Origin of the sequence: Erwinia pyri (assembly GCF_030758455.1) — a bacterium.
Lineage (GTDB): Bacteria > Pseudomonadota > Gammaproteobacteria > Enterobacterales > Enterobacteriaceae > Erwinia > Erwinia pyri.
The window spans coordinates 4,298,901-4,325,459 of sequence record NZ_CP132353.1; the positions used below are offsets into that span (position 1 = coordinate 4,298,901).

17 protein-coding genes, 4 tRNA genes, 3 rRNA genes and 1 riboswitch are annotated in these 26,559 nt (G+C 53.9%); of the genes, 6 read left to right on the forward strand and 18 right to left on the reverse strand.

The window, feature by feature from the left end; all coding sequences use genetic code 11:
• Nucleotides 1-5 precede the first annotated feature (5 nt).
• A complete protein-coding gene (gene gppA, locus Q3V30_RS20365; protein ID WP_306208928.1) occupies nucleotides 6-1,490 on the forward strand; it encodes a guanosine-5'-triphosphate,3'-diphosphate diphosphatase in 1,485 nt (494 codons plus the stop codon).
• Between the two features lie 80 nt (nucleotides 1,491-1,570).
• Here gppA and rep read toward each other — a convergent pair whose 3' ends face one another.
• Nucleotides 1,571-3,592, reverse strand: coding sequence for a DNA helicase Rep (gene rep, locus Q3V30_RS20370; RefSeq protein WP_306208929.1), 2,022 nt, complete (start codon nucleotides 3,590-3,592; stop codon nucleotides 1,571-1,573).
• An 89-nt stretch (nucleotides 3,593-3,681) separates the two neighbouring features.
• Between rep and ppiC the strand changes: the two genes are divergently transcribed.
• A complete protein-coding gene (gene ppiC / locus Q3V30_RS20375) occupies nucleotides 3,682-3,963 on the forward strand; it encodes a peptidylprolyl isomerase PpiC (RefSeq protein ID WP_306208930.1) in 282 nt (93 codons plus the stop codon).
• 67 nt (nucleotides 3,964-4,030) lie between these two features.
• Here the strand turns inward: ppiC and ilvC are convergent, their stop codons facing one another.
• On the reverse strand, nucleotides 4,031-5,509 hold the full coding sequence (gene ilvC / locus Q3V30_RS20380; protein WP_306208931.1) for a ketol-acid reductoisomerase: 1,479 nt from the start codon (nucleotides 5,507-5,509) through the stop codon (nucleotides 4,031-4,033).
• Between the two features lie 160 nt (nucleotides 5,510-5,669).
• Here ilvC and ilvY point away from each other — a divergent pair, with 160 nt between their 5' ends.
• The gene (gene ilvY / locus Q3V30_RS20385; RefSeq protein WP_306208932.1) at nucleotides 5,670-6,551 is read left to right on the forward strand and encodes an HTH-type transcriptional activator IlvY; all 882 of its coding nucleotides are present in this window, start codon (nucleotides 5,670-5,672) and stop codon (nucleotides 6,549-6,551) included.
• Here ilvY and ilvA read toward each other — a convergent pair whose 3' ends face one another.
• From ilvA to ilvL, 6 genes are all read right to left on the reverse strand, one after another.
• Nucleotides 6,552-8,099, reverse strand: coding sequence for a threonine ammonia-lyase, biosynthetic (gene ilvA, locus Q3V30_RS20390; protein ID WP_306213264.1), 1,548 nt, complete (start codon nucleotides 8,097-8,099; stop codon nucleotides 6,552-6,554).
• A gap of 2 nt (nucleotides 8,100-8,101) precedes the next feature.
• Nucleotides 8,102-9,952 (reverse strand): dihydroxy-acid dehydratase, encoded by a 1,851-nt coding sequence (gene ilvD, locus Q3V30_RS20395; protein WP_306208933.1) that lies wholly within the window; start codon nucleotides 9,950-9,952, stop codon nucleotides 8,102-8,104.
• Between the two features lie 63 nt (nucleotides 9,953-10,015).
• Nucleotides 10,016-10,942 (reverse strand): branched-chain amino acid transaminase, encoded by a 927-nt coding sequence (locus Q3V30_RS20400; protein WP_306208934.1) that lies wholly within the window; start codon nucleotides 10,940-10,942, stop codon nucleotides 10,016-10,018.
• An 18-nt stretch (nucleotides 10,943-10,960) separates the two neighbouring features.
• Nucleotides 10,961-11,218 (reverse strand): acetolactate synthase 2 small subunit, encoded by a 258-nt coding sequence (ilvM, locus tag Q3V30_RS20405; protein WP_306208935.1) that lies wholly within the window; start codon nucleotides 11,216-11,218, stop codon nucleotides 10,961-10,963.
• Nucleotides 11,215-12,861, reverse strand: coding sequence for an acetolactate synthase 2 catalytic subunit (gene ilvG / locus Q3V30_RS20410; protein ID WP_306208936.1), 1,647 nt, complete (start codon nucleotides 12,859-12,861; stop codon nucleotides 11,215-11,217). The genes ilvM and ilvG overlap by 4 nt, the downstream gene beginning before the upstream one ends.
• Before the next feature lie 140 nt (nucleotides 12,862-13,001).
• Nucleotides 13,002-13,100 carry an ilv operon leader peptide gene (gene ilvL / locus Q3V30_RS20415; RefSeq protein ID WP_306208937.1) on the reverse strand — a complete coding sequence of 33 codons (99 nt, stop codon included), beginning with the start codon at nucleotides 13,098-13,100 and terminating at the stop codon, nucleotides 13,002-13,004.
• Nucleotides 13,101-13,446: 346 nt separating this feature from the next.
• Between ilvL and Q3V30_RS20420 the strand changes: the two genes are divergently transcribed.
• On the forward strand, nucleotides 13,447-14,967 hold the full coding sequence (locus Q3V30_RS20420; RefSeq protein ID WP_306208938.1) for a YifB family Mg chelatase-like AAA ATPase: 1,521 nt from the start codon (nucleotides 13,447-13,449) through the stop codon (nucleotides 14,965-14,967).
• A 26-nt stretch (nucleotides 14,968-14,993) separates the two neighbouring features.
• Here the strand turns inward: Q3V30_RS20420 and Q3V30_RS20425 are convergent, their stop codons facing one another.
• Nucleotides 14,994-15,332: a MaoP family protein gene (locus Q3V30_RS20425; protein ID WP_306208939.1), complete on the reverse strand. Its 339-nt coding sequence runs from the start codon at nucleotides 15,330-15,332 to the stop codon at nucleotides 14,994-14,996.
• Nucleotides 15,333-15,453: 121 nt separating this feature from the next.
• Here Q3V30_RS20425 and hdfR point away from each other — a divergent pair, with 121 nt between their 5' ends.
• Nucleotides 15,454-16,278, forward strand: coding sequence for an HTH-type transcriptional regulator HdfR (gene hdfR, locus Q3V30_RS20430; RefSeq protein ID WP_306208940.1), 825 nt, complete (start codon nucleotides 15,454-15,456; stop codon nucleotides 16,276-16,278).
• A gap of 219 nt (nucleotides 16,279-16,497) precedes the next feature.
• Here hdfR and Q3V30_RS20435 read toward each other — a convergent pair.
• The 9 genes from Q3V30_RS20435 to btuB all read right to left on the reverse strand — a co-directional run bounded on the left by Q3V30_RS20435 (nucleotide 16,498) and on the right by btuB (nucleotide 25,077).
• A tRNA-Trp gene (locus Q3V30_RS20435) sits at nucleotides 16,498-16,573 on the reverse strand.
• 7 nt (nucleotides 16,574-16,580) lie between these two features.
• A tRNA-Asp gene (locus Q3V30_RS20440) sits at nucleotides 16,581-16,657 on the reverse strand.
• A 99-nt stretch (nucleotides 16,658-16,756) separates the two neighbouring features.
• Nucleotides 16,757-16,872: ribosomal RNA gene (gene rrf, locus Q3V30_RS20445) — 5S ribosomal RNA — on the reverse strand.
• A 109-nt stretch (nucleotides 16,873-16,981) separates the two neighbouring features.
• Nucleotides 16,982-19,884 (reverse strand): 23S ribosomal RNA (locus Q3V30_RS20450).
• 200 nt (nucleotides 19,885-20,084) lie between these two features.
• Nucleotides 20,085-20,160 (reverse strand) — tRNA-Ala (locus tag Q3V30_RS20455).
• Nucleotides 20,161-20,339: 179 nt separating this feature from the next.
• Nucleotides 20,340-20,416: transfer RNA gene (locus tag Q3V30_RS20460), tRNA-Ile, on the reverse strand.
• A 74-nt stretch (nucleotides 20,417-20,490) separates the two neighbouring features.
• Nucleotides 20,491-22,032 (reverse strand): 16S ribosomal RNA (locus Q3V30_RS20465).
• Together the 16S, 23S and 5S rRNA genes with 4 tRNA genes alongside form the textbook arrangement of a ribosomal RNA operon.
• Nucleotides 22,033-22,391: 359 nt before the next feature.
• A complete protein-coding gene (murI, locus tag Q3V30_RS20470) occupies nucleotides 22,392-23,258 on the reverse strand; it encodes a glutamate racemase (protein ID WP_306208941.1) in 867 nt (288 codons plus the stop codon).
• The gene (gene btuB / locus Q3V30_RS20475) at nucleotides 23,203-25,077 is read right to left on the reverse strand and encodes a TonB-dependent vitamin B12 receptor BtuB (protein WP_306208942.1); all 1,875 of its coding nucleotides are present in this window, start codon (nucleotides 25,075-25,077) and stop codon (nucleotides 23,203-23,205) included. Before btuB ends, murI begins: the two co-directional genes overlap by 56 nt.
• A 72-nt stretch (nucleotides 25,078-25,149) precedes the next feature.
• A riboswitch (cobalamin riboswitch) is annotated at nucleotides 25,150-25,328 on the reverse strand.
• 126 nt (nucleotides 25,329-25,454) lie between these two features.
• Between btuB and trmA the strand changes: the two genes are divergently transcribed.
• Nucleotides 25,455-26,555: a tRNA (uridine(54)-C5)-methyltransferase TrmA gene (trmA, locus tag Q3V30_RS20480; RefSeq protein ID WP_306208943.1), complete on the forward strand. Its 1,101-nt coding sequence runs from the start codon at nucleotides 25,455-25,457 to the stop codon at nucleotides 26,553-26,555.
• Nucleotides 26,556-26,559 lie beyond the last annotated feature (4 nt).

The following is a 26,559-nucleotide window of genomic DNA, read 5'->3' on the forward strand; positions in this document are numbered from 1 at the left end:
CTGCCATGCTGAGCGCGTCATCACTCTATGCTGCTATCGATCTGGGATCGAACAGTTTTCATATGTTGGTGGTGCGCGAGGTTGCCGGCACCATCCAGACCGTGGCGCGCATTAAGCGCAAAGTGCGTCTGGCGGCTGGCCTGGATAGCGAAAGTCATCTCTCTGATGAGGCGATGGAGCGAGGCTGGCAATGCCTGCGGCTGTTCTCAGAGCAGCTGCAGGATATCCCCGCAGAACAAATTCGCGTTGTAGCCACCGCCACGCTCAGGCTCGCGGCAAATGCAGGAACCTTCCTGCAAACCGCTCAGCAAATTCTTGGTTCTGCCATAAATGTAATCAGCGGTGAAGAAGAAGCACGGCTGATTTATCAGGGCGTAGCGCACACCACCGGTGGGTCAGATAAAAGGCTGGTCGTCGATATTGGCGGCGGCAGCACGGAACTGGTGACCGGCAGCGGTTCGCAAACCACCTCTCTTTTCAGCCTGTCGATGGGCTGTGTAACCTGGCTGGAGCGCTATTTTGGCGATCGTCATCTGGGAAAAGAGAATTTCGAACAGGCTGAACAGGCCGCCCGGACGATGATTCGCCCGATCGCTGCGCAGCTGCGCGCGCACGGCTGGCAGGTCTGCGTCGGCGCCTCCGGCACGGTGCAGGCGCTGCAGGAGATCATGATGGCTCAGGGCATGGATGAACGTATCACCCTGAGTAAACTGCAGCAGCTAAAGCAGCGTGCCATTCAGTGCGGCAAGCTGGAAGAACTGGAGATCGAAGGGCTGACGCTGGAGCGGGCGCTGGTTTTCCCCAGCGGCTTGTCGATTCTGATTGCCATTTTCACCGAACTGAGTATCAGCAGTATGACGCTGGCAGGCGGCGCGCTGCGTGAAGGGCTGGTGTATGGCATGCTGCATTTGCCGGTGGATCGGGATATCCGCAACCGCACGCTGCACAATATCCAGCGCCGTTTTAATATTGATGCGGAACAGGCCGAGCGCGTGCGCCTCCTTGCAGAGAGTTTTGTCCGTCAGGTAAGCCAGAGCTGGAAGCTGGATGAACGCTGTCGCGAGCTGCTGGACAGCGCCTGTCTGATGCATGAAATTGGCCTCAGCGTGGATTTCAAACAGGCGCCGCAGCACGCCGCCTATTTAATCCGTCATCTCGACCTTCCTGGCTTTACCCCCGCACAGAAAAAACTACTGGCTACCCTGCTGCAAAATCAGGTGAACAGCATCGATCTGGCATTACTCAGCCAGCAAAATGCCGTTCCTCCGCGGATGGCGGAAAGACTGTGCCGGTTGCTGCGGCTGGCCATTATTTTCTCAAGCCGCAGGCGGGATGACACCCTGCCCGCCGTGCGGCTGCATGCTGATGATGATGCATTACATGTGACGTTACCGGCTGGCTGGCTGGAGGTGCATCCGTTGAGGGCTGAGCTGCTGGAGCAGGAGTGTCACTGGCAGAGCTATGTGCACTGGCCGCTGACCGTTGGCTGAAGCGCCTGATAAAACCCCGCCTGGCGGCAGGCAGTAAAAAAGGGCCTGTGGCCCTTTTATTTCGTACAAAACCAGCGTGCTTATCTGCTTTTCGCCTTTTCCAGCATCGCCTTCAGGTTAGCCACGCGGCTCTGCCCCGTCTGCATCCGCTCCTGGGCGCTGACTACCTTACGCTCGCTTTCCCATTTTAGATCATCCTGCGGCAGCTCCAGCAGGAAACGGCTCGGCTCAGGACGGATCACCTCACCATACTGACGGCGCTCGCGACATAAAGAAAACGTCAGCTCCTTACGCGCACGGGTAATGCCCACGTAAGCCAGTCTGCGCTCCTCCTCCACGTTATTCTCATCAATGCTGCTCTGATGCGGCAGCAATCCTTCTTCCATACCGACCAGATAGACGTAGGGAAACTCCAGCCCTTTCGACGCGTGCAGCGTCATCAACTGAACCTGATCTGCATCTTCCTCGCTTTCACCGCGTTCCATCATGTCGCGCAGCGTAAAGCGCGTCACCACCTGAGTCAGCGTCATCGGCTCATCAATGTCGCTGCCTTCCAGCATCTCCGTCATCCACTGGAACAGCGTGTTGACGTTCTTCATGCGCATCTCAGCCGCTTTCGGGCTGGCAGAGGTTTCAAACAGCCAGCTCTCATAATCCACGCCACGGATCAGGTCCCGTACTGCAGCCACCGGCTCACGCTCGGCCAGGTGCGCCACCTCCTGAAGCCAGAAGGTAAAACGCTGGAGTGATTCCAGGCCGCGGCCGGAAAGCGTCTGTCCCAACCCCATATCAAAACTGGCAGTGAACAGGCTTTTATTTCGCTGCATGGCCCATTCGCCCAGCTTCTGCAGCGTCGCGGGGCCAATCTCGCGCCGGGGTGTGTTCACGATGCGCATAAAAGCGCTGTCATCATTAGGGTTGGTCAGAACGCGCAGGTAGGCCAGCAGATCCTTGATTTCCGGTCTGGAGAAGAACGAGGTCCCCCCGGAAATGCGATAAGGAATGCGGTTCTGCATCAGCATCTTTTCAAAAACCCGCGACTGGTGATTGCCACGATAAAGAATGGCGTAATCCTTGTACTGGGTCTTATTAATAAAGTGGTGGGCTATCAGCTCGCCGGTCACACGCTCGGCTTCGTGATCCTCATGATTTGCCGTCACCACTTTCAGCTCGGCGCCGTAACCCAGTTCCGAAAAGAGCCGCTTCTCAAACACATGAGGGTTATTGGCAATCAGGATATTGGCCGCTTTCAGAATGCGCTCTGATGAGCGGTAGTTCTGCTCAAGTTTGATCACCTGCAGCGCGGGAAAATCTTCCTTTAGCAGCACAAGATTTTGCGGCCGCGCGCCGCGCCAGGAGTAGATAGACTGATCGTCATCTCCTACCACGGTAAAGCGGGCACGGGAACCCACCAGCAGTTTCACCAGCTCGTACTGGCTGGTGTTGGTATCCTGATATTCATCCACCAGCAGGTAACGGATGCGCTGCTGCCACCTTTCCCGCACCTCCAGGTTGCGCTGGAAAAGCAGCGTTGGCAGTAGAATCAGATCGTCGAAGTCGAGCACGTTGCAGGACTTCAGGTGTTTGTCATACAGCCCGTAGCAATGAGCGAAAAGTTTATCTCTTTCCGACTGGGCGCCTGCAGCCGCGCGGGCTGGATCCATCAGATCGTTTTTCCAGTTAGAGATCGTCGAAATCAGCTGTTGCAGCAGATTTTTATCGTTCTCCAGCCACTCTTCGGTCAGATCTTTCAGCAGCGCCAGCTGATCCTGGTCGTCAAACAACGAGAAGTTGGATTTCATCCCCAGAGCTGCATATTCACGTTTGATGATCTCCAGCCCCAGCGTATGGAAGGTTGAAATCATTAAACCACGCGCCTCTTTGCGCCCCAGCGTTTGCGCCACGCGCTCTTTCATCTCTCGCGAGGCTTTATTGGTAAAGGTTACCGCCGCAATATGCCGGGCCTGGTAACCACATTCACGGATCAGGTGCGCTATTTTATTGGTGATCACGCGCGTTTTGCCCGACCCCGCACCGGCCAGTACCAGACAGGGTCCGGTAACGAATTCGACGGCATGTTGTTGGCCAGGATTCAGACGCATAGGGAAGTCGCTCGATGAAATGACAGAAGGAAAGAGAAATTCAGCGTGGTAGTATAGCCAGCAGCATCCATACGACTCAAGGTACGATCATGGCAAAAACCGCAGCAGCACTCCATATCCTTGTAAAGGAAGAGAAACAGGCGCAGGAGATTCTGGCTCAGCTGGAACAGGGCGCAGATTTTGAGAAACTGGCCAAAAAGCACTCCACCTGCCCTTCGGGCAAGAAAGGCGGCCACTTAGGCGAGTTCAAACAGGGTGCAATGGTACCCGCTTTCGATAAAGTGGTGTTTTCCTGCCCGCTTCTGGTGCCTTACGGCCCACTGCATACCCAGTTCGGTTATCACGTGATTAAAGTGTTGTACCGCAACTAAGTAGTGTGCAGACGAAAGAAAAGAGCGGAATTCCGCTCTTTTTTATTTCAGGCCGGACACGCCGCTATCAGCCTGCTACAGCGATACGCTTCATGTCGGTCATGTAGCCACGCAGTTTACGACCAACGGTTTCGATTGGGTGATGGCGAATCGCTTCATTGACGTCGCGCAGCTGCGCGTTATCAATATCAGTTGAAGTAGCCTTCTCTTTGCCCAGATCGCCCGGCTGCAGGGTAGTCATGAACTCTTTCAGCAGCGGAACGGCCGCATAAGAGAACAGGTAGTTACCGTATTCAGCCGTGTCGGAAATCACCACGTTCATCTCATACAGACGCTTACGGGCGATGGTGTTGGCAATCAGCGGCAGCTCGTGCAGTGATTCGTAGTAAGCAGACTCTTCAATAATGCCCGCAGCCACCATGGTTTCAAACGCCAGCTCAACGCCCGCCTTCACCATGGCAATCATCACTACGCCTTCATCGAAGTAATCCTGCTCGGCAATTTTACCTTCAAACTGCGGTGCCGTTTCAAAGGCGGTTTTACCGGTCTCTTCACGCCAGCCCAGCAGTTTTTTATCATCATTTGCCCAGTCAGCCATCATGCCGGAGGAGAATTCGCCGGAGATAATGTCATCCATATGCTTCTGGAACAGCGGAGCCATGATGGTTTTCAGCTGCTCGGAGAGCGCATACGCACGAACTTTCGCCGGGTTAGAGAGGCGATCCATCATCAGGGTAATGCCACCCTGCTTCAGCGCCTCGGTCACGGTTTCCCAGCCGAACTGGATCAGTTTTTCGGCATAAGCGGGGTCGGTCCCTTCCGCTACCAGCTTGTCGAAGCAGAGCAAGGAACCAGCCTGCAACATGCCGCACAGAATAGTCTGCTCGCCCATCAGGTCAGATTTCACTTCTGCCACGAAGGAGGACTCCAGCACGCCGGCACGATGACCACCGGTCGCTGCGGCCCAGGCTTTGGCAATCGCCATGCCTTCGCCTTTTGGATCGTTTTCCGGGTGAACCGCAATCAGCGTCGGCACGCCGAAGCCACGCTTGTACTCTTCACGCACTTCGGTGCCCGGGCACTTCGGCGCAACCATTACCACGGTGATATCTTTACGAACCTGCTCGCCCACTTCAACGATGTTGAAGCCGTGAGAGTAACCCAGCGCTGCGCCCTCTTTCATCAACGGCTGAACAGCCTGCACTACCGCGGTGTGCTGCTTGTCCGGCGTCAGGTTAACTACCAGATCGGCCTGCGGGATCAGCTCTTCATAAGTCCCTACTTTGAAACCATTTTCAGTAGCTTTACGCCATGAAGCGCGTTTTTCAGCGATCGCTTCAGCGCGCAGGGCATACGCGATATCCAGACCGGAGTCGCGCATGTTAAGCCCCTGATTCAGGCCCTGAGCACCACAACCAACGATGACGACTTTTTTCCCTTTCAGGTAGCTTGCTTCGTCAGCAAATTCTTCACGTGACATGAAGCGACATTTACCTAATTGCGCCAGCTGATTGCGCAGGTTCAAAGTATTGAAATAGTTAGCCATGGAAACTCCGTAGTTGGGTCGGACTTTTATCTGGTGATGAGTCATGACGCTGCTCACCCTGAATAATTCCTATCATATGACAGGAAACGCATTGCTTAAATTGATATATTAACAACGTGATATTGCAAGAACTGCAACGCAAAAATGAGGCCTGTAGCGCATGGATTTACGTGACCTGAAACTGTTCCTTCACCTGGCCGAAAGCCGCCACTTCGGCCGTAGCGCACGAGCAATGCATGTCAGCCCCTCCACCCTTTCGCGCCAGATACAGCGCCTTGAAGAGGATCTGGGCCAGGCGTTATTCCTGCGTGACAACCGGACAGTTACGCTCACCGATGCCGGGGAACAGCTTCGCCAGTTTGCGCAGCACACGCTTTTGCAGTACCAGCAGCTGCTCCATTCGATTGGCCAGAACGGCCCCTCGCTCAGCGGGGAGCTTCGCCTGTTCTGTTCAGTGACGGCGGCTTACAGTCATTTGCCGCCGATCCTTGACCGGTTTCGTGCTGAACATCCGCTGGTAGAGATCAAACTCACCACCGGCGATGCGGCTGATGCGGTGGAGAAGGTCCAGAGTGCCGAAGCCGATATTGCCATTGCCGGCAGGCCGGAAACGCTTCCTGCCAGTATAGGTTTTACGCCGATTGGACTGATCCCACTGGTCCTGATTGCCCCGGCTCTGCCTTGTCCCGTTCGTACCCAGGCTACTCAGCCAGAACCGGACTGGTCAGAGATCCCGTTTATTCTGCCGGATCAGGGGCCTGCGCGGCAGCGCATCGATCTCTGGTTCCGCCGTCGGCGTATCCCCAATCCGCTGATTTACGCCACGGTGTCGGGTCATGAGGCAATAGTGTCGATGGTGGCGTTGGGTTGTGGCATTGCGCTGCTGCCGGATGTGGTGCTGGAGAACAGCCCGGAACCGATTCGTAACCGCATTCTTGAACTGGATAACGTGGAGATGGTGGCCCCGTTTGAGCTTGGCGTTTGCGTACAAAAAAAGCGGCTCAATGAGCCGCTTATTGATGCCTTCTGGTCACTGATGTAGCTAACCTGCCAGGAAGAAACTGAATGCCGGGTTATCGGTTTCGTCATGGAAATCATAACCCAGCGCCTGCAGATGCTCTTCAAACTGCGGTTCGCTCTCGCTCAGTTCAAATCCTGCCAGCACCCGGCCATAATCGGTGCCGTGGCTGCGATAGTGAAACAGGGAAATGTTCCAGTGCGTGCCGAGCGTTTGCAGGAAGCGTAGCAGCGCACCCGGCGCTTCAGGAAACTCAAAGCTGAACAGGCGTTCACGCAGCGGCTTGGAGGGACGTCCACCCACCATATAGCGCACATGCAGCTTGGCCATTTCGTCATCGGAGAGGTCAACAACTTTATAACCGCCCTCATCCAGCAGCGACAGGATCTCACCCCGCTCTTCAAGGCCACGCGTCAGACGCACGCCGACAAAAATGCAGGCGTTGTCGGCATTAGCGTAACGGTAATTGAACTCGGTGACGGAACGGCCGCCCAGCAGCTGACAAAATTTCAGGAAGCTGCCTTTCTGCTCTGGAATAGTGACGGCCAGCAGCGCCTCTCGCTGTTCTCCCAGCTCGCAGCGTTCAGACACGTAGCGTAAACCGTGGAAGTTTACGTTCGCTCCTGAAAGCACATGCGCCAGACGCTCTCCCTGGATCTGATGCTGCTGAATATATTTTTTCATCCCGGCCAGCGCCAGCGCGCCCGAAGGTTCTGCCACCGCCCGGACATCCTCAAACAGATCTTTCATCGCCGCACAGATAGCATCGCTGTCCACGGTGATGATGTCATCCAGATATTCCTGGCACAGACGGAAGGTTTCGTTGCCGATGCGCTTTACCGCCACACCTTCGGCAAACAGCCCGACGCGCGGCAAATCGACAGGATGTCCCGCTTCCAGTGCTGCTTTCAGGCAGGCGGAATCTTCAGCTTCTACCGCGATCACTTTAATCTGCGGCATCAGCTGTTTGATCAGCACCGCAACGCCAGCCGCCAGGCCACCGCCGCCCACGGGAACAAATACCCGATCAAGATGGGCATCCTGCTGCAACAGCTCCATCGCCAGCGTGCCCTGCCCGGCAATCACCATCGGATGATCAAAAGGCGGCACGAAAGTGTAGCCCCTGAGCTCCGCCAGTTCGATCGCTTTGGCTTTGGCTTCATCGAAATTAGCACCAAACAGGAAGGTCTCACCGCCAAATGCCCTTACCGCATCCACTTTGATATCGGCAGTCGCTACTGGCATCACGATCAGCGATTTAATGCCTAACCGCGTTGCCGAAAGCGCCACACCCTGAGCATGGTTTCCAGCGGAAGCCGTAATCACTCCACGCGCTTTCTGCTCTTCATTCAGCGTTGAGATCATCGCATAAGCGCCACGCAGCTTGAAGCTGTGCACCGGCTGGCGATCCTCACGCTTGACCAAAATGGTATTGCCCAGACGGGAAGAGATCTTCTCCATCTTTTGCAACGGCGTAACCTGCGCCACTTCGTACACCGGCGAGCGGAGAACCGCCCGCAGATACTCCGCGCCGCAAGGCTCGGCGGGTAGCGGTTGAGACTCAGCCATAATTGTTAGCCTCCCAGCTTGCTCTTGTCACGTACCGCGCCTTTGTCTGCGCTGGTTGCCAGTAAGGCATAAGCGCGCAGGGCATAGGAGACTTCACGCTCACGACCGTGTGGCGTGTAAGCCTCGCTGCCACGGGCCTCCTCCTCTTCGCGACGGGCGTGCAGCTCGTTGTCCGGCACCTCCAGCTTGATGCCGCGATTAGGGATATCGATGTCGATCATGTCGCCATCTTTCACCAGCGCAATAGTGCCGCCGCTGCCTGCTTCGGGTGACACGTGGCCGATGGAAAGCCCGGAAGTTCCGCCCGAGAAGCGACCGTCGGTGATCAGCGCACAGCTTTTACCCAGGCCCATCGATTTCAGATAGGTGGTTGGGTAGAGCATTTCCTGCATGCCCGGGCCGCCTTTAGGTCCTTCGTAACGGATAACGACCACATCACCCGCTACGACTTTATTACCCAGGATTGCGGCTACGGCATCGTCCTGGCTTTCATAAACTTTGGCCGGACCACGGAAGGTATGGCTCTCTTTTTCCACGCCCGCGGTTTTGACGATGCAGCCATCTTCCGCCATGTTGCCGTACAGCACCGCCAGACCACCATCCTGACTGAAAGCGAATTCACGCGAGCGAATACAGCCTTCCTGACGGTCATCATCCAGCGTCTCCCAGCGGCAGTCCTGCGAGAAGGCCTGCGTGGTGCGGATCCCCGCAGGGCCAGCCCGGAACATCTTTTTCACATCTTCATTTTTGGTCAGCATGATGTCGTACTGATCCAGTGTTTCCTGCAGGCTGAGGCCCAGCACGTTACGCACGTCCTGATTCATCAGACCGGCACGGCTCAGCTCGCCCAGAATGCCGAACACGCCACCAGCGCGGTGAACGTCTTCCATATGGTATTTCGGCGTGCTTGGCGCCACTTTACAGAGGTGAGGCACCTTACGTGACAGGCGATCGATATCGGACATATTGAAGTCGATATCGCCTTCCAGCGCAGCGGCCAGCAGATGCAGAACAGTGTTGGTGGAACCGCCCATAGCGATATCCAGCGTCATGGCGTTCTCAAAAGCGGCTTTATTAGCGATGCTGCGTGGCAGCGCCGTTTCATCATCCTGCTGGTAATAACGTTTAGTCAGTTCAACGATACGCTTGCCGGCATTCAGGAACAGCTCTTTACGGTCCGCGTGGGTAGCCAGCAGCGAGCCGTTGCCCGGTTGCGAAAGGCCCAGCGCTTCGGTCAGACAGTTCATCGAGTTAGCGGTAAACATGCCGGAACAGGAGCCGCAGGTCGGGCAGGCTGAACGTTCAATCTGCTCGCTATCGGCATCACTGACATTAGGGTTTGCACCCTGAATCATCGCGTCTACCAGGTCCAGCTTAATGATTTTGTCGGAGAGCTTGGTTTTACCCGCTTCCATCGGGCCGCCGGAGACGAAGATCACCGGAATATTCAGACGCAGGGAAGCCATCAGCATTCCCGGGGTGATTTTGTCGCAGTTGGAGATACAGACCATGGCGTCAGCACAGTGAGCATTTACCATGTACTCGACGGAGTCCGCAATCAATTCACGCGACGGCAGAGAGTAAAGCATGCCGCCATGCCCCATTGCGATCCCATCATCCACCGCAATGGTGTTGAACTCTTTTGCCACGCCGCCAGAAGCTTCAATCTGTTCGGCAACCAGCTTCCCCATATCACGCAGGTGAACGTGGCCCGGGACGAACTGGGTAAAGGAGTTAACTACCGCAATGATTGGCTTGCCGAAATCATCATCGGTCATTCCGGTTGCGCGCCATAAGGCACGGGCGCCGGCCATATTGCGGCCATGGGTGGTGGTTGCGGAACGTAACTTAGGCATGCTCATACTCCAGAATCAGATAGTGCGCGGGCGTCATACGACGCCCGCTCAGGTATTTTTTTATTATGGGTTAACTGAATCCAGCCAGCCCCATTTGTCTTCCGTTTCGCCGGTGAACAGGCCGAAGAACGCAGACTGAATACGTGCGGTAACCGGGCCACGCTTGCCTTCACCAACCTGAATACCGTCAACGCTACGGACAGGGGTGATTTCAGCAGCAGTACCCGACATGAAGACTTCATCAGCCAGATAGAGAGATTCGCGCGACAGCACCTGCTCGCGAACTTCGATACCCATATCTTTTGCCAGCTTGATGATGGCATCACGGGTGATCCCCGGCAGCGCAGAAGAGGTGAATGGCGGGGTAAACAGAATGCCATCCTTCACTTCGAACAGGTTTTCACCTGCGCCTTCAGAGATGTAACCCTGCGTATCCAGGGCGATACCTTCCTGGTAGCCGTGGCGACGCGCTTCGCTGCCTACCAACAGAGAGGAGAGGTAGTTACCGCCCGCTTTTGCCGCAGTTGGGATGGTGTTTGGCGCTACGCGGTTCCACGAGGAAACCATCGCATCAATACCCTGCTCCAGGGCTTCTGCACCCAGATAGGCACCCCACGGGAACGCAGCGATGATCACATCAGTGCTGAAACCTTCTGGTGGGTTAACGCCCAGGCCGACATCACCAACAAACACCAGCGGACGGATATAAGCACTTTTAAGTTTATTCACGCGCAGAACTTCGCGGCACGCTTCCATCAGTTCATCAACGCTCTGGCTGACCGGGAAACGGTAAATCTTGGCAGAATCATGCAGACGCTGCATGTGCTCACGATGGCGGAAGACTACCGGGCCTTTGTGCGAGTCGTAGCAGCGGACGCCTTCAAAAACAGACGTACCGTAGTGCAGTGCATGGGACATCACGCTGACTTTCGCGTCTTCCCACTTAACCATCTCGCCATTGAACCAGATAAAGTCAGCTTTCTTCGTCATTCTTATTTCCTTTCGCGCTCAGGCGCGGATTTGTTGTGTTGTCTGTTGTTGGATCTGGACGTACGCGACATCCATCAGCTTGTTTAATTGTGTTGACAGTAAATCGACTGGACGCTGACTGGCAACGGTCATTTCAATATTAATATTGTCGGCGTTGCTTCCTGTTGCCATGTTCATGGCGCAGACCTGGAAACCGCGATGGCGCACGACACGTAATATACGCTCCAGTATTTCGGGTCTGAAACGGGCTTCGATAGACAATTGATGCTGCATCATGAGGTTTTCTCCATCATATTTTCGTTGCTGGCACCCGGCGGCACCAGTGGCCAGACGTTCTCATGCTCGTCAATTGCGACATGGAGCATGTAAGGGCCTTCACTCTGCAGCAAAGCGTCTAGTGCGGCGTCGACCTGATCTTTACGGGTAATGCGCTGGCCAGGAATATTGAAAGCGCTGGCCAGGGTGAGGAAATCGGGATTATCAGACAGATTGGTTTCGCTGTAGCGTTCTGAGAAGAAGAGCTGCTGCCACTGACGAACCATCCCTAAACGCTGGTTATCGATCAGTACAATTTTTACCGGCAGCTGCTTGCGTTTAAGGGTTCCCAGCTCCTGCACGTTCATCATGAAGGAGCCATCACCCGAGACACAAATTACCGTGTCTTCAGGGCGGGCAACCTGCGCGCCCACCGCGGCTGGCAGACCAAAGCCCATCGTACCTAATCCGCTGGAGGTGATGAAGTTTTCCGGACGGTTAAAGCTCATATGCTGAGCGGCCCACATCTGATGTTGGCCTACATCTGTGGTGACCACTGCGCTTGCTGGCTTACGGTCTGATAACTGTTTCAGGAACAGCGGCGCGAAAATAGCTTCGCCGGGGTGGTCGTAACGCCAGCCGTTTTCCGCTTTCAGCTGCTGGACGTGCTGACGCCATGCCGCGATCTCTACCGGCTGATACAAATCCGGCAGCATTTTATTCAAGTCGCCTCGCAGGGCAACGTGCGCCTGACGCAGCTTATTCAGTTCAGCCGGGTCGATATCCATATGAATAACGCTGGCTTCAGGGGCGAAGGTATTCAGTTTTCCGGTAACACGGTCATCAAAGCGCGCCCCTACAGCGATCAGCAGATCGCATTGTTGGACAGCGTAGTTTGCGGCTTTGGTGCCATGCATGCCCAACATGCCCAGATAGCAGGGATCTTGTTCATCCGGGGTGCCCAGACCTTTAAGCGTTGCCACGCAGGGAATACCGGTCTCTTTAGCGAACGCTCGCAGCGCTTCAACCGCACCCGCCATGCCCACGCCGCCGCCAACATACAGAATCGGCTTTTTCGCCTGAGCCAGCAGCGCACGTGCCTGCTGCAGCGCCTGATGAGGATGGTCAGTTTCAGCTTCTACCGGCATCAGATGCGCCGTGAACTCGCCAACAGCTAACTGGATATCTTTAGGGATGTCGATCAGTACCGGGCCGGGACGGCCAGACTGCGCAATCGCAAAAGCTTCAGCCATCACTTCCGGAAGTTCTTCCAGCGTTTCCACCAGAAAGCTGTGCTTGGTGCAGGAGAGGGACATTCCCAGTACATCAATTTCCTGGAATGCATCCGTCCCGATAAAGGCAGAAGAGACCTGCCCGGTGATAGCAACAACCGGAACGGAATCCATCATGGCATCCGCCAGGCCAGTGATCAGGTTGGTGGCGCCGGGGCCAGAGGTAGCAATGCAAACGCCCACTTTCCCGGTGGAACGCGCGTAGCCAATCGCGGCCATCGCTGCGCCCTGCTCATGGCGGCAGAGTAGGTGTTCGACGCCTCCGTCATAGAGCGCATCATAGACGGGCATGATCGCCCCACCCGGATAGCCGAAAACAGTCTCGACACCCTGCGCACGCAACGCCTGAACCACCCACTGAGCACCATTCATAGTTATTTCCCCGCCTTCGGCCTGGAACAACAGCATTTTATTCTACTGTTCATCTTCTGTTCCTCTGTCGTTGATAACCTGCCAAAAAAAAACCCCCGGACCTTTCGGTGCGGGGGTTCTTCTGAAATCAGGCTTGATTTTTAAGCCTTTCTTTCTCCGAGCGTAGCCCCGCACGGCGTGATAATAATCACGACGACGCTAATGACGACCAGGCTTAGGACTCGTAGAAGGGCTTTCATTTGTATTCGGTATATTCGCTAATTCGAAGTAATGCCTACAGAGTTATCACAGTTAGCGAGGTAAATTCAACTTTTTTCACCATTTAATTTTATTTCACTCATCGCAAAAAACGTAAAAATAAAGGTTATTCAGACAATAAGACAAATAGTGAAAAATATTCATTACGTCCCCGCCGTAACAAATACCGGACAAAAAAAGCGCTTCTCGTTACAGGAATATGCCTCTTACTTTTTGTATGAATAGTGTGGCTTGCGGCAAAAGTATGCGGGCTGGCTCGGCAGAACCGCTATCTCTGCTGGAAAATAAAGAGCAGAAAGAAGAGTCTGTAGCGAACAAGGAGGTTTTATGTCGCTATCTGTAGCCTACACCCGGGCCGCTATCGGAATTACCGCGCCCCTGGTATCTGTTGAAGTCCATCTCAGTAACGGACTGCCCGCGCTTTCACTGGTAGGACTCCCTGAAACCACCGTCAAAGAGGCACGCGATCGGGTGCGCAGCGCGATCATTAATTGCGGGTTCACCTTTCCGGCAAAGCGGATTACCGTCAATCTTGCCCCGGCCGATCTGCCTAAAGAAGGTGGCAGATACGATCTTCCTATCGCGATTGCCATTCTGGCGGCCTCAGAGCAGATCCCTGCGGACAAACTGGCGCAGTTTGAATTCCTGGGCGAGTTAGCTTTAACAGGCGCTCTGCGGGGCGTTCAGGGAGCAATCCCTGCTGCGCTGGCAGCCACGCAGGCGCAGCGTCAATTAATCCTCTCTACGGATAATCTGAACGATGTAGGGTTGATTCAAAATGGCGAAAGCTTGCTCAGCAATCATCTGCTCGATGTCTGCCATTTTTTAGCAGGAGAGATCGAGCTCAAAGTAGCCTGTTGTGACTGCTCTGCCGCCCCCTGGCTGGGTGGAGATCTGGATGAGATTGTTGGACAGCAGCAGGCAAAGCGGGCGTTGGAGATTTGTGCCGCAGGAGGCCATAATCTTCTGCTGGCTGGTCCCCCTGGCACCGGGAAAACCATGCTGGCCACCCGGCTCAATGGCCTGATGCCGCCATTGAGCGAGAAAGAGGCCCTGGAGAGCGCGGCCATTGCCAGCCTGGTCAGTAGCGGCATGATGCATCAACAATGGCGTCAGCGGCCTTTCCGGGCGCCTCATCACACTTCATCACGTTATGCTCTGGTAGGCGGTGGCGCCATACCAAAACCCGGCGAAATCTCTCTGGCTCATAACGGCGTGCTGTTTCTAGATGAATTACCAGAATTTGATCGTAAAACGCTGGATGCACTCAGGGAGCCACTGGAGTCGGGGGAAATATCTATTTCACGTGCGCGGGCCAAGGTAACCTATCCCGCCCGCTTTCAGCTGATAGCTGCCATGAATCCCAGTCCGACAGGACACTACCAGGGCATGCATAATCGCAGCACCCCCCAACAAACCCTTCGCTATCTTAATAAGCTTTCCGGGCCCTTTCTGGACAGGTTTGACTTATCCCTTGAGGTCCCTCTTCTTCCTGGCGGCTCGTTAAGCCGACAGAGTAAAGCCGGCGAGAACAGCCAGACCGTCCGGGAAAGAGTGCTGGCAGCCCGCTTGCGCCAGATTAACCGCGCCGACAAAATCAATGCGTTGCTAACGCCTAAGGAGATCCAGCGTGATTGTAAGATAAGTATTAAGGATGCGGAGTGGCTGGAGGAGGTGCTTAACCAACTGGGATTATCTGTAAGGGCCTGGCAACGCATTCTTAAAGTTGCCCGAACAATTGCCGATCTGGCACAGCAAGAAGATATCCAGCGCGCGCATTTGCATGAAGCGCTGAGTTATCGGGGGATCGACAGGTTACTCATTCACTTGCAAAAGAGCCTGGAATAAAAAAAGGGGCCGGAGCCCCTTTTTCCTTAATCATCGCTATCCGTATAGTCTTCAACGCCTTCCATCTGTGGTTTACCACCAGAAAGAGTATGAAAACGCTTTGGACGTTTGATACGTGTCATATACTTTGACCAGACCCGTTCTGCTTCACTCTGTGGTTCGCGAATACCGCGACACACTTCAATGAACAGACGCTCTTCTTCCGTCACAGGCTCACGCTTTGCCAGATCCAGCTCATTAAAAGCGTAACCATAACGCTCAAGAAGTTGGGCTTCTTTGATGGTGAAATCACCGTGACGCGAGAATCCGCGAGGGTAATGTTTGTTATCAAAAAAACGATTCGTTGTTGCGAAGCTTTCCGCCATTTTACACGCTCCTGACTCTTATATGGCCGTGCTATTTATGGCGCGGAGTATTAGATAGGCTTGACAGAGTGTAAAACAAAACATTTAAATCATAACGACAAATGTTTTTTAGGAGATGGATGTGGATACGGAATTATTGAAGACCTTTCTGGAAGTGAGCAGAACCCGCCACTTTGGACGTGCCGCTGAAGCGCTCTATCTCACTCAATCTGCCGTTAGTTTTCGCATCAGGCAGCTTGAAAATCAGCTGGGAGTGAATCTTTTTACCCGTCATCGTAACAACATACGGCTCACCTCCGCCGGTGAACGCCTGTTGCCTTACGCCGAGAGCCTGATGAGTACGTGGATGATGGCAAAAAAGGAGGTCTCGCACACTCAGCAGCATCACGAGCTCTCTATTGGAGCCAGTGCATCGCTGTGGGAAGCTTACCTTACGCCGTGGCTTCAGACGCTCTACGAGAACCGGGAAAGCCTGCATCTTGAGGCTCGCGTTGCTCAGCGTCATTTACTGGTGAAGCAGCTTCATGAGCGTCAGCTGGATCTGCTGATCACTACTGAGGCACCGAAGATGGATGAATTAACCAGTGAGCAAATCGGGCATATCTCGTTAACGCTGTACCGGTCGAGAAAATCGGATAAACGCGAGAAATATGACTACATTAAGCTGGAATGGGGCGCAGATTTTCATCAGCATGAAAGTTATCTGGCCGGTGCCGATGATGTGCCGGTGTTGACCACAACTTCGGCTCATTTAACCCGACAGCTGCTTCATACTACTGGCGCCTGTGCCTTTTTACCGGATATCTGGCATAGCGAATATCCGGATCTGACCATCATTCCCGATACGCCAGTGGCGGTGAGGCCGCTGTATGCGGTGTGGTTGCAGAACAGCGATCAGCAAGCACATATCCGTCAGTTGCTTAAGTTCCCGGTGAACACGCAGTAAATTGACCATAACAATCATCCATAACGGTCATTTAGTGGCCGTTATTCGTTTGTTTTACAGCCAGCATTTGGCAAATTCAGGTCAGGGAGCGACGTTTCAGCTGGGAAATTCAGGGTGTTGATTAGCGAACGCTGATTAATTCTGCGTTCTGATGCAGGAGGATGAATTTATTGAGGACAAAAAAAAATCCTTTGCCGGAGCAAAGGATTATTTTTATTTTGGCAGGGGCGGAGAGACTCGAACTCCCAACACCCGGTTTTGGAGACCGGTGCTCTACCAATTGAACTACGCCCCTAAAAGGGTGGCGGAACGGACGGGGCTCGAACCCGCGACCCCCTGCGTGACAGGCAGGTATTCTAACCAACTGAACTACCGCTCCACCGATTCTGTACTGACTTCAGAAAAATGCTTCTGATTTCAGGTGTTTCGCCCTTTCCGCGTCACCGGAAGGTCATGATCCCGGAGGATCTAAATTAATGCCTGGCAGTTCCCTACTCTCGCATGGGGAGACCCCACACTACCATCGGCGCTACGGCGTTTCACTTCTGAGTTCGGCATGGGGTCAGGTGGGACCACCGCGCTAAAGCCGCCAGGCAGATTCTGTCATTCACGCCGCCCTCACAGGCCGCGCAAATCAATCCGTCACAAGCTGAAAATCTCTGTTGCGTCTCTCAGACGCTCACCAGAACGCTTCTGGTGTTGTAAGGTTAAGCCTCACGGGTCATTAGTACCGGTTAGCTCAACGCATCGCTGCGCTTACACACCCGGCCTATCAACGTCGTAGTCTTCAACGTCCCTTCAGGGGCCTTAAAGGCCCAGGGAAGATTCATCTCGAGGCAAGTTTCGCGCTTAGATGCTTTCAGCGCTTATCTTTTCCGCACTTAGCTACCGGGCAGTGCCATTGGCATGACAACCCGAACACCAGTGGTGCGTTCACTCCGGTCCTCTCGTACTAGGAGCAACCCCTCTCAATCTTCCAGCGCCCACGGCAGATAGGGACCGAACTGTCTCACGACGTTCTAAACCCAGCTCGCGTACCACTTTAAACGGCGAACAGCCGTACCCTTGGGACCTACTTCAGCCCCAGGATGTGATGAGCCGACATCGAGGTGCCAAACACCGCCGTCGATATGAACTCTTGGGCGGTATCAGCCTGTTATCCCGGAGTACCTTTTATCCGTTGAGCGATGGCCCTTCCATACAGAACCACCGGATCACTAAGACCTGCTTTCGCACCTGCTCGAGCCGTCACTCTCGCAGTCAAGCTAGCTTATGCCTTTGCACTAACCTCACGATGTCCGACCGTGATTAGCTAACCTTCGTGCTCCTCCGTTACTCTTTGGGAGGAGACCGCCCCAGTCAAACTACCCACCAGACACTGTCCCCACGCCGGATCACGGCGCCAGGTTAGAACATCAAACGTTAAAGGGTGGTATTTCAAGGTTGGCTCCACGCAGACTGGCGTCCGCGCTTCAAAGCCTCCCACCTATCCTACACATCAAGGCTCAATGTTCAGTGTCAAGCTGTAGTAAAGGTTCACGGGGTCTTTCCGTCTTGCCGCGGGTACACTGCATCTTCACAGCGAGTTCAATTTCACTGAGTCTCGGGTGGAGACAGCCTGGCCATCATTACGCCATTCGTGCAGGTCGGAACTTACCCGACAAGGAATTTCGCTACCTTAGGACCGTTATAGTTACGGCCGCCGTTTACCGGGGCTTCGATCAAGAGCTTCTCCTTGCGGATAACCCCATCAATTAACCTTCCGGCACCGGGCAGGCGTCACACCGTATACGTCCACTTTCGTGTTTGCACAGTGCTGTGTTTTTAATAAACAGTTGCAGCCAGCTGGTATCTTCGACTGGCTTCAGCTCGGGGAGCAAGTCCCTCCACCTACGCGCCAGCGTGCCTTCTCCCGAAGTTACGGCACCATTTTGCCTAGTTCCTTCACCCGAGTTCTCTCAAGCGCCTTGGTATTCTCTACCTGACCACCTGTGTCGGTTTGGGGTACGATTCTGTGTTACCTGATGCTTAGAGGCTTTTCCTGGAAGCAGGGCATTTGTTGCTTCATCACCGTGGTGACTCGTCATCACGCCTCAGCCTTAAAGCGTTCCGGATTTGCCTGGAACGCAAGCCTACACGCTTAAACCGGGACAACCGTCGCCCGGCCAACATAGCCTTCTCCGTCCCCCCTTCGCAGTAACACCGAGTACAGGAATATTAACCTGTTTCCCATCGACTACGCCTTTCGGCCTCGCCTTAGGGGTCGACTCACCCTGCCCCGATTAACGTTGGACAGGAACCCTTGGTCTTCCGGCGAGCGGGCTTTTCACCCGCTTTATCGTTACTTATGTCAGCATTCGCACTTCTGATACCTCCAGCAGACCTCACAGTCCACCTTCAACGGCTTACAGAACGCTCCCCTACCCAACAACACATAGTGTCGCTGCCGCAGCTTCGGTGCATGGTTTAGCCCCGTTACATCTTCCGCGCAGGCCGACTCGACCAGTGAGCTATTACGCTTTCTTTAAATGATGGCTGCTTCTAAGCCAACATCCTGGCTGTCTGTGCCTTCCCACATCGTTTCCCACTTAACCATGACTTTGGGACCTTAGCTGGCGGTCTGGGTTGTTTCCCTCTTCACGACGGACGTTAGCACCCGCCGTGTGTCTCCCGTGATAACATTCTCCGGTATTCGCAGTTTGCATCGGGTTGGTAAGCCGGGATGGCCCCCTAGCCGAAACAGTGCTCTACCCCCGGAGATGAGTTCACGAGGCGCTACCTAAATAGCTTTCGGGGAGAACCAGCTATCTCCCGGTTTGATTGGCCTTTCACCCCCAGCCACAGGTCATCCGCTAATTTTTCAACATTAGTCGGTTCGGTCCTCCAGTTAGTGTTACCCAACCTTCAACCTGCCCATGGCTAGATCACCGGGTTTCGGGTCTATACCCTGCAACTTAACGCCCAGTTAAGACTCGGTTTCCCTGCGGCTCCCCTATACGGTTAACCTTGCTACAGAATATAAGTCGCTGACCCATTATACAAAAGGTACGCAGTCACACCACGAAGGTGCTCCCACTGCTTGTACGTACACGGTTTCAGGTTCTGTTTCACTCCCCTCGCCGGGGTTCTTTTCGCCTTTCCCTCACGGTACTGGTTCACTATCGGTCAGTCAGGAGTATTTAGCCTTGGAGGATGGTCCCCCCATATTCAGACAGGATGTCACGTGTCCCGCCCTACTCATCGAACTCACAGTAAGTGCAGCTTCGTGTACGGGAGTATCACCCTGTACCCTGCGACTTTCCAGACGCTTCCACTGCTGCACAAACTGATTCAGGTTCTGGGCTGTTCCCCGTTCGCTCGCCGCTACTGGGGGAATCTCGGTTGATTTCTTTTCCTCTGGGTACTTAGATGTTTCAGTTCCCCAGGTTCGCCTTGCAGCACTATGTATTCATGCTGCAATGATGCACGAGTGCACCGGGTTTCCCCATTCGGGTATCGTCGGGTATAACGGTTCATATCACCTTACCGACGCTTATCGCAGATTAGCACGCCCTTCATCGCCTCTGACTGCCTAGGCATCCACCGTGTACGCTTAGTCACTTAACCTCACAACCCACAAGCGTCCCGGAGGACACTGCTGTTGTAAGCATTTGAGAGACTCGAACGCATCGCTTATTCATTCTTATTACGGAGAATGAACACGACGCGTCGTTTCAATTTTCAGCTTGTTCCGGATTGTTAAAGAGCATAATACTTCGCAGCACACCGTTGCCGGTACGCTCTGAAGTATTTTTGAGTAAACTGCATGGTGGAGCTAAGCGGGATCGAACCGCTGACCTCCTGCGTGCAAGGCAGGCGCTCTCCCAGCTGAGCTATAGCCCCATACAGTTACTGCAGAGACCATCTACTACCACTCAACTGATTACGTTCTTTTCCTTACGGAAAACACGTTGAGGACATCACTCTTTGGGAGGAATGTAATTCTTTTCTGAACAAGGCGTGGCTTCGCGCCGCATAGTTCGCTATGCAAGTGAAGTCACAACGCGGGACAGGAAAGAATTTGGTAGGCCTGAGTGGACTTGAACCACCGACCTCACCCTTATCAGGGGTGCGCTCTAACCACCTGAGCTACAAGCCTGTAGAGGTTTTTTCTGCTCGTTACTTTTTCATCAGACAATCTGTGTGAGCACTACGCGGGAAAGTATCTTCAGGTAAGGAGGTGATCCAACCGCAGGTTCCCCTACGGTTACCTTGTTACGACTTCACCCCAGTCATGAATCACAAAGTGGTAAGCGCCCTCCCGGAGGTTAAGCTACCTACTTCTTTTGCAACCCACTCCCATGGTGTGACGGGCGGTGTGTACAAGGCCCGGGAACGTATTCACCGTAGCGTTCTGATCTACGATTACTAGCGATTCCGACTTCACGGAGTCGAGTTGCAGACTCCGATCCGGACTACGACGCACTTTATGAGGTCCGCTTGCTCTCGCGAGGTCGCTTCTCTTTGTATGCGCCATTGTAGCACGTGTGTAGCCCTGGCCGTAAGGGCCATGATGACTTGACGTCATCCCCACCTTCCTCCGGTTTGTCACCGGCAGTCTCCTTTGAGTTCCCGCCATCACGCGCTGGCAACAAAGGATAAGGGTTGCGCTCGTTGCGGGACTTAACCCAACATTTCACAACACGAGCTGACGACAGCCATGCAGCACCTGTCTCACGGTTCCCGAAGGCACTAAGGCATCTCTGCCGAATTCCGTGGATGTCAAGGCCAGGTAAGGTTCTTCGCGTTGCATCGAATTAAACCACATGCTCCACCGCTTGTGCGGGCCCCCGTCAATTCATTTGAGTTTTAACCTTGCGGCCGTACTCCCCAGGCGGTCGACTTAACGCGTTAGCTCCGGAAGCCACGCCTCAAGGGCACAACCTCCAAGTCGACATCGTTTACGGCGTGGACTACCAGGGTATCTAATCCTGTTTGCTCCCCACGCTTTCGCACCTGAGCGTCAGTCTTTGTCCAGGGGGCCGCCTTCGCCACCGGTATTCCTCCAGATCTCTACGCATTTCACCGCTACACCTGGAATTCTACCCCCCTCTACAAGACTCTAGCCTGCCAGTTTCAAATGCAGTTCCCAGGTTAAGCCGGGGATTTCACATCTGACTTGACAGACCGCCTGCGTGCGCTTTACGCCCAGTAATTCCGATTAACGCTTGCACCCTCCGTATTACCGCGGCTGCTGGCACGGAGTTAGCCGGTGCTTCTTCTGCGGGTAACGTCAATCGGTAAGGTTATTAACCTCACCGCCTTCCTCCCCGCTGAAAGTACTTTACAACCCGAAGGCCTTCTTCATACACGCGGCATGGCTGCATCAGGCTTGCGCCCATTGTGCAATATTCCCCACTGCTGCCTCCCGTAGGAGTCTGGACCGTGTCTCAGTTCCAGTGTGGCTGGTCATCCTCTCAGACCAGCTAGGGATCGTCGCCTAGGTGAGCCGTTACCCCACCTACTAGCTAATCCCATCTGGGCACATCCGATGGCGTGAGGCCCGAAGGTCCCCCACTTTGCTCTTGCGAGGTTATGCGGTATTAGCTACCGTTTCCAGTAGTTATCCCCCTCCATCAGGCAGTTTCCCAGACATTACTCACCCGTCCGCCACTCGTCACCCGAAGAGCAAGCTCTTCTGTGCTACCGTCCGACTTGCATGTGTTAGGCCTGCCGCCAGCGTTCAATCTGAGCCATGATCAAACTCTTCAATTAAAAGTTCGATTTGCTGCAACAAGTGCAGCGATGCTCAAGTGTAAAACACTCATAATGAATTTCATTATGTGTTCACTCTTAAGACTTGATATTTTCTGCGCCTTGCGGCGCTGATATCAATCCTGCGAGTGCCCACACAGATTGTCTGATAAATTGTTAAAGAGCAGTGCCACATATTCTCGTGTGGCGCGGGGTGAAGATATTACTCTTTCCCGCTGAAGAGTCAAGGATTTTCTCACTTTTCTCTTCCTGACCCGGCGACCTGTAAGCCGTTGTTCCGTGTCAGTGGAGGCGCATTATAGGGAGTTCCTGACAGGCCGCAAGGGGTAAATGCAAAAAACTTTTCAACCGTCTAAATTTCACTCAGAAAGGGGGGGGAGAGGCAGTTTTTCAAGCCTTTCGAAGCCATAGCGCTGTAAAACGGGCATTAATTGTACTGCCTGCTCGGTAATATCCATACAGAAAGCGAGATTACTCTCTGCTGAGAGCGCTTCTGGCGACTCATTTTCTAACAGCCAGGCAGTACGGCGGGCAATTGCCGCCCCGGAATCGACCAGTCGGGTCCCTTCAGGCAGCACCTGTTGCAGTTCCTCATTCAATAAAGGGAAGTGCGTACAACCTAAAACTACCGTGTCTGGCGGCTCTTTCATTCGCAGCCAGGGTTGCAGAATGCGCCGCACCTCTTCAAGCGGAACGGGCTTGCCCTGCAGTTTGGCTTCCGCCAGCTCAACCAGTTCTGCTGAACCCAGCATCTCGGTTTTACACTCTCCGGCAAAACGAGCCACCAGCTCATGTGTATAAGGACGCCTGACGGTCCCTCTGGTCGCCAGTAAACCGACTATGCCATTACGCGTCAGACGCGCGGCAGGTTTAATAGCAGGGACAACGCCAACTACCGGAAAGCCGAAACGGGCACGAAGTGCAGGGAGAGTCACAGTGCTGGCAGAATTACAGGCTATGACGGCTAACGCCAGAGGATAGCGTTGGGTGACGGCTTCGACGATATCGACCACACGGTGAACGATAAACTCTTCAGACTTTTCGCCGTAGGGAAACGCCACGTTGTCGAAGGCATAAAGGTAGTGAAGATCCGGCATCAGCTGCCGGAGCTCATCATAGACTGAAAGCCCACCGACGCCGGAATCAAAAACCAGCACGGTGGGACGCTCTTTAGAAGGTGTAGCTGCCGCTGAGGTAATACTCCCTTCCTGGAGTTTGATAGCCATATACCGTCTCGTAATCTTTATCGAACAGGTTAGCTATTCTACCACGAACGGTTAACTGAGACGTTACCGGATAAGAAACGGCGAGATCCCACAGGCTGACTCCGCCCAGTTTCACGGTACGGGTAGTATAGGAAGTGTTGTAGTCCTTATCGTAACGCTCCCCCAGGTATTGATAACTTAATGACCAGTCAAAATCATAAATCGTATAATCAAGCTGATACTTGATTTGCTGTTTAGCACGGCGCAACAGAATTTCATCTGTTTTGCCATTCCGCGGATCCAGATAATCATAGGACAGAGTATGGTTCAGCGGTCCGGTATCAAAGGATGCTGTAGCCTCGACCCCTTTAATTGTGGCCTTACTGATATTGAAATAACGATAAGTCGTTGGATCACTGTCGATCAGGTCGTCAATATCGTTGCGATAGCCCGAAAGACGCCAGCTCACCGGCCCCGTCAGCCCTTCAAAGCCCCCTTCCCACTGCTTACTTTTTTCCGGATCCAGATCGCGATTACCGTAAGCTTCGCTGTATATCTGATTAAGGTTAGGTGCTTTGAAAGCCGTACCGTATGAGGCAAAGAGACTGTATCCGTCAACGAATTCCCACGCGGCGCTGGTTTGCCAGGTATTATGCCAGCCAAAGGCGTTATTATCGTCACCGCGAACAGCCCCCTCCACCGTTACGCTACCCAGCTTTTGCTGTACTGTGGCATAAACGCCTGTATTACGCTGTTCCTGCCCTTCGCTTACATTATTAGTATTGGGCTCAGAGGTCTGCTTCTGCCAGTCTAAACCTGCGCTGACGGTGCCATAACCGAGCGCGACAGTATTACCCCACTGCAGGTTATATTGTTCAACCTCATCCAGTGAGCCTGGGCTGGCATAGCGTCCCAAACGCGGATCGTAATTATAATCTTTGGTGTGACTGTAGCTGGCGATGAGCTGTGTGGAATAGATATCACGGTTGAATCGCAGGCCAGTATCCCAGGTCTGGCTATAGAGCTGACGGGTATCGACCAACGCGCCAGGCACGGCATAGCTAAGGCTATTGTCATAGGCCGTACGGTTGTCATAACCGTACCCGCGCACGAAGCCGCTTAACTCTTCGTTGAACTGCTGCTCCAGAGAACCATAAAGCGATTTGCTCATAAAGCCATCGCGATCCTTTTGAGCAGGATCACCAAAAGCATCCGGGTAGTTAGCGACGACATCATACCCTTTGGTATAGGTGTAGTTGCCTGCCAGCGTGACGCGGGTGTTTTGCCCCAGCATCTGTTGGGTGGAGCCGTCATATGACTGATAGCCGTTGGAGCCGGCGCCAGCCGTCAGCGTAGTGCCCGGCTTGCTGCGCCCGGTGATAATATTCACCACGCCGCCGATCGCATCAGAGCCGTAAACGGCAGAGCGCGAGCCCCGGATGTACTCAATACGTTGAACCAGCGAAATCGGGATTTGGCTGAGATCGGAAGAACCGCTGATGCCAGCCTGATTAAGGCGAATACCGTCGATCAGCACTAATACATGCCTTGATTCCGTTCCCCGGATAAACATTGAAGCTTGCTGGCCCATCCCGCCATTCTGTGCGATATCCACGCCCGGCAACCGACGCATCACATCCGTCAAACTTTTGGACTGCCAGCGATCGATCTCTTCACGGGTAACCACAGTAGTAGGTGCCAGCACGGAAGAGACCGGCTGAGCAAAGCGGTTAGCGGTAGTAACCAGCGTGGTATCAGCGTCCTGTGCGAAGCCATTTTGCGCCCAGAGGGAAATCGCCGTTGCGCTGAAAGCCAACAGAGGCGTTTTTTTGATTATCATTTTTGACAAAGCATCCAAAAAATCATGCAGGATGCCGCAGGCCTACGATCGATAGCACGCGATGATCGTATGAAGTGCGACGTAATACCGGCAGGTCTTCGGGCTCGGAATCATTAAATGGCGAAGACTTCCCATCGTGAGACAGTGTCAGCATTGCAATCGCCACGACATTCCATACCGCTGCGCGTCAGCTCCAGCTTTGCACTGGATTCCCTTTTAACTTATTGAAAGGCCGGAAAGCGCATCTTATGTTCATCCCCAGGAGAAGTCCAGATATCCAGACATCCAAAAGCAGTCAGCGCAGCACAATGCTGGACATTGCGTATCAGATCCCTACAATCGCCCGGCAATAAAAGTCTCTCAACCCAGGAAATCGCATGACGCCCGAACAGCTGCCCGTTGAACAATATGATGCCCAACTTGAGGAAAAAGTTATCCGTCTCAGGACGTTGATGACCCCTTTCGCCGCACCGGACGTTGAGATCTTTCGTTCACCGGTCAGCCATTACCGTATGCGGGCGGAATTCCGTCTCTGGCACGAGGGCGACGATCTCTACCACATCATTTTTGACCAGCAGACCCGGGAGCGTATTCGGGTAGAGAGCTTCCCGGCCGCCAGCCAGCTTATTAACGCAGTGATGCCGCGACTGATCGCCTTGATTCGCGATAATAAAGTGCTGCGCCATAAGCTGTTTCAGGTCGATTATCTCTCCACAATGAGCAATCAGATTGTGGTGTCGCTGCTCTATCATCGCGCCCTGACTGAGGAGTGGCAGCAAGCGGCGGAAGGATTGCGGGATGCATTACGGGCAGAGGGGTTCGATCTGCACCTGATTGGCCGCGCAACCAAAACCAAGATTTGCCTGGATCGTGATTATGTTGACGAATCTCTGCCGGTAGCCGGGAAGGAGATCGTCTATCGTCAGGTAGAGAACAGCTTCACGCAGCCGAATGCGGCGATGAATATTCAGATGCTGGAATGGGCGCTGGAGGTCACGAAAAATGCCTCAGGAGATTTGCTGGAGCTCTACTGCGGCAACGGTAACTTCTCACTTGCTCTCGCCCGCAATTTCAACCGCGTACTGGCGACAGAAATTGCCAAGCCGTCCGTTGCCTCGGCGCAGTACAACATCGCGGTGAATAACATTGATAACGTACAGATTATTCGTATGTCAGCGGAAGAGTTTACGGAAGCGATGAAAGGCGCGCGGAAATTCCAGCGCCTTGAAGGCATCGATTTGCAGAGTTACCAATGCGAAACGATTTTTGTTGACCCGCCACGCAGTGGTCTGGATGCAGAAACGGTAAAAATGGTGCAGGCCTATCCCCGTATTCTTTATATTTCCTGCAATCCGCAAACGCTGTGTGACAATTTGGCAACGCTTGCCGAAACGCATAAGGTGGAAAAACTGGCGCTGTTTGACCAGTTCCCCTATACGCATCATATGGAGTGCGGCGTACTGCTGACCCGACGCTAGCCGC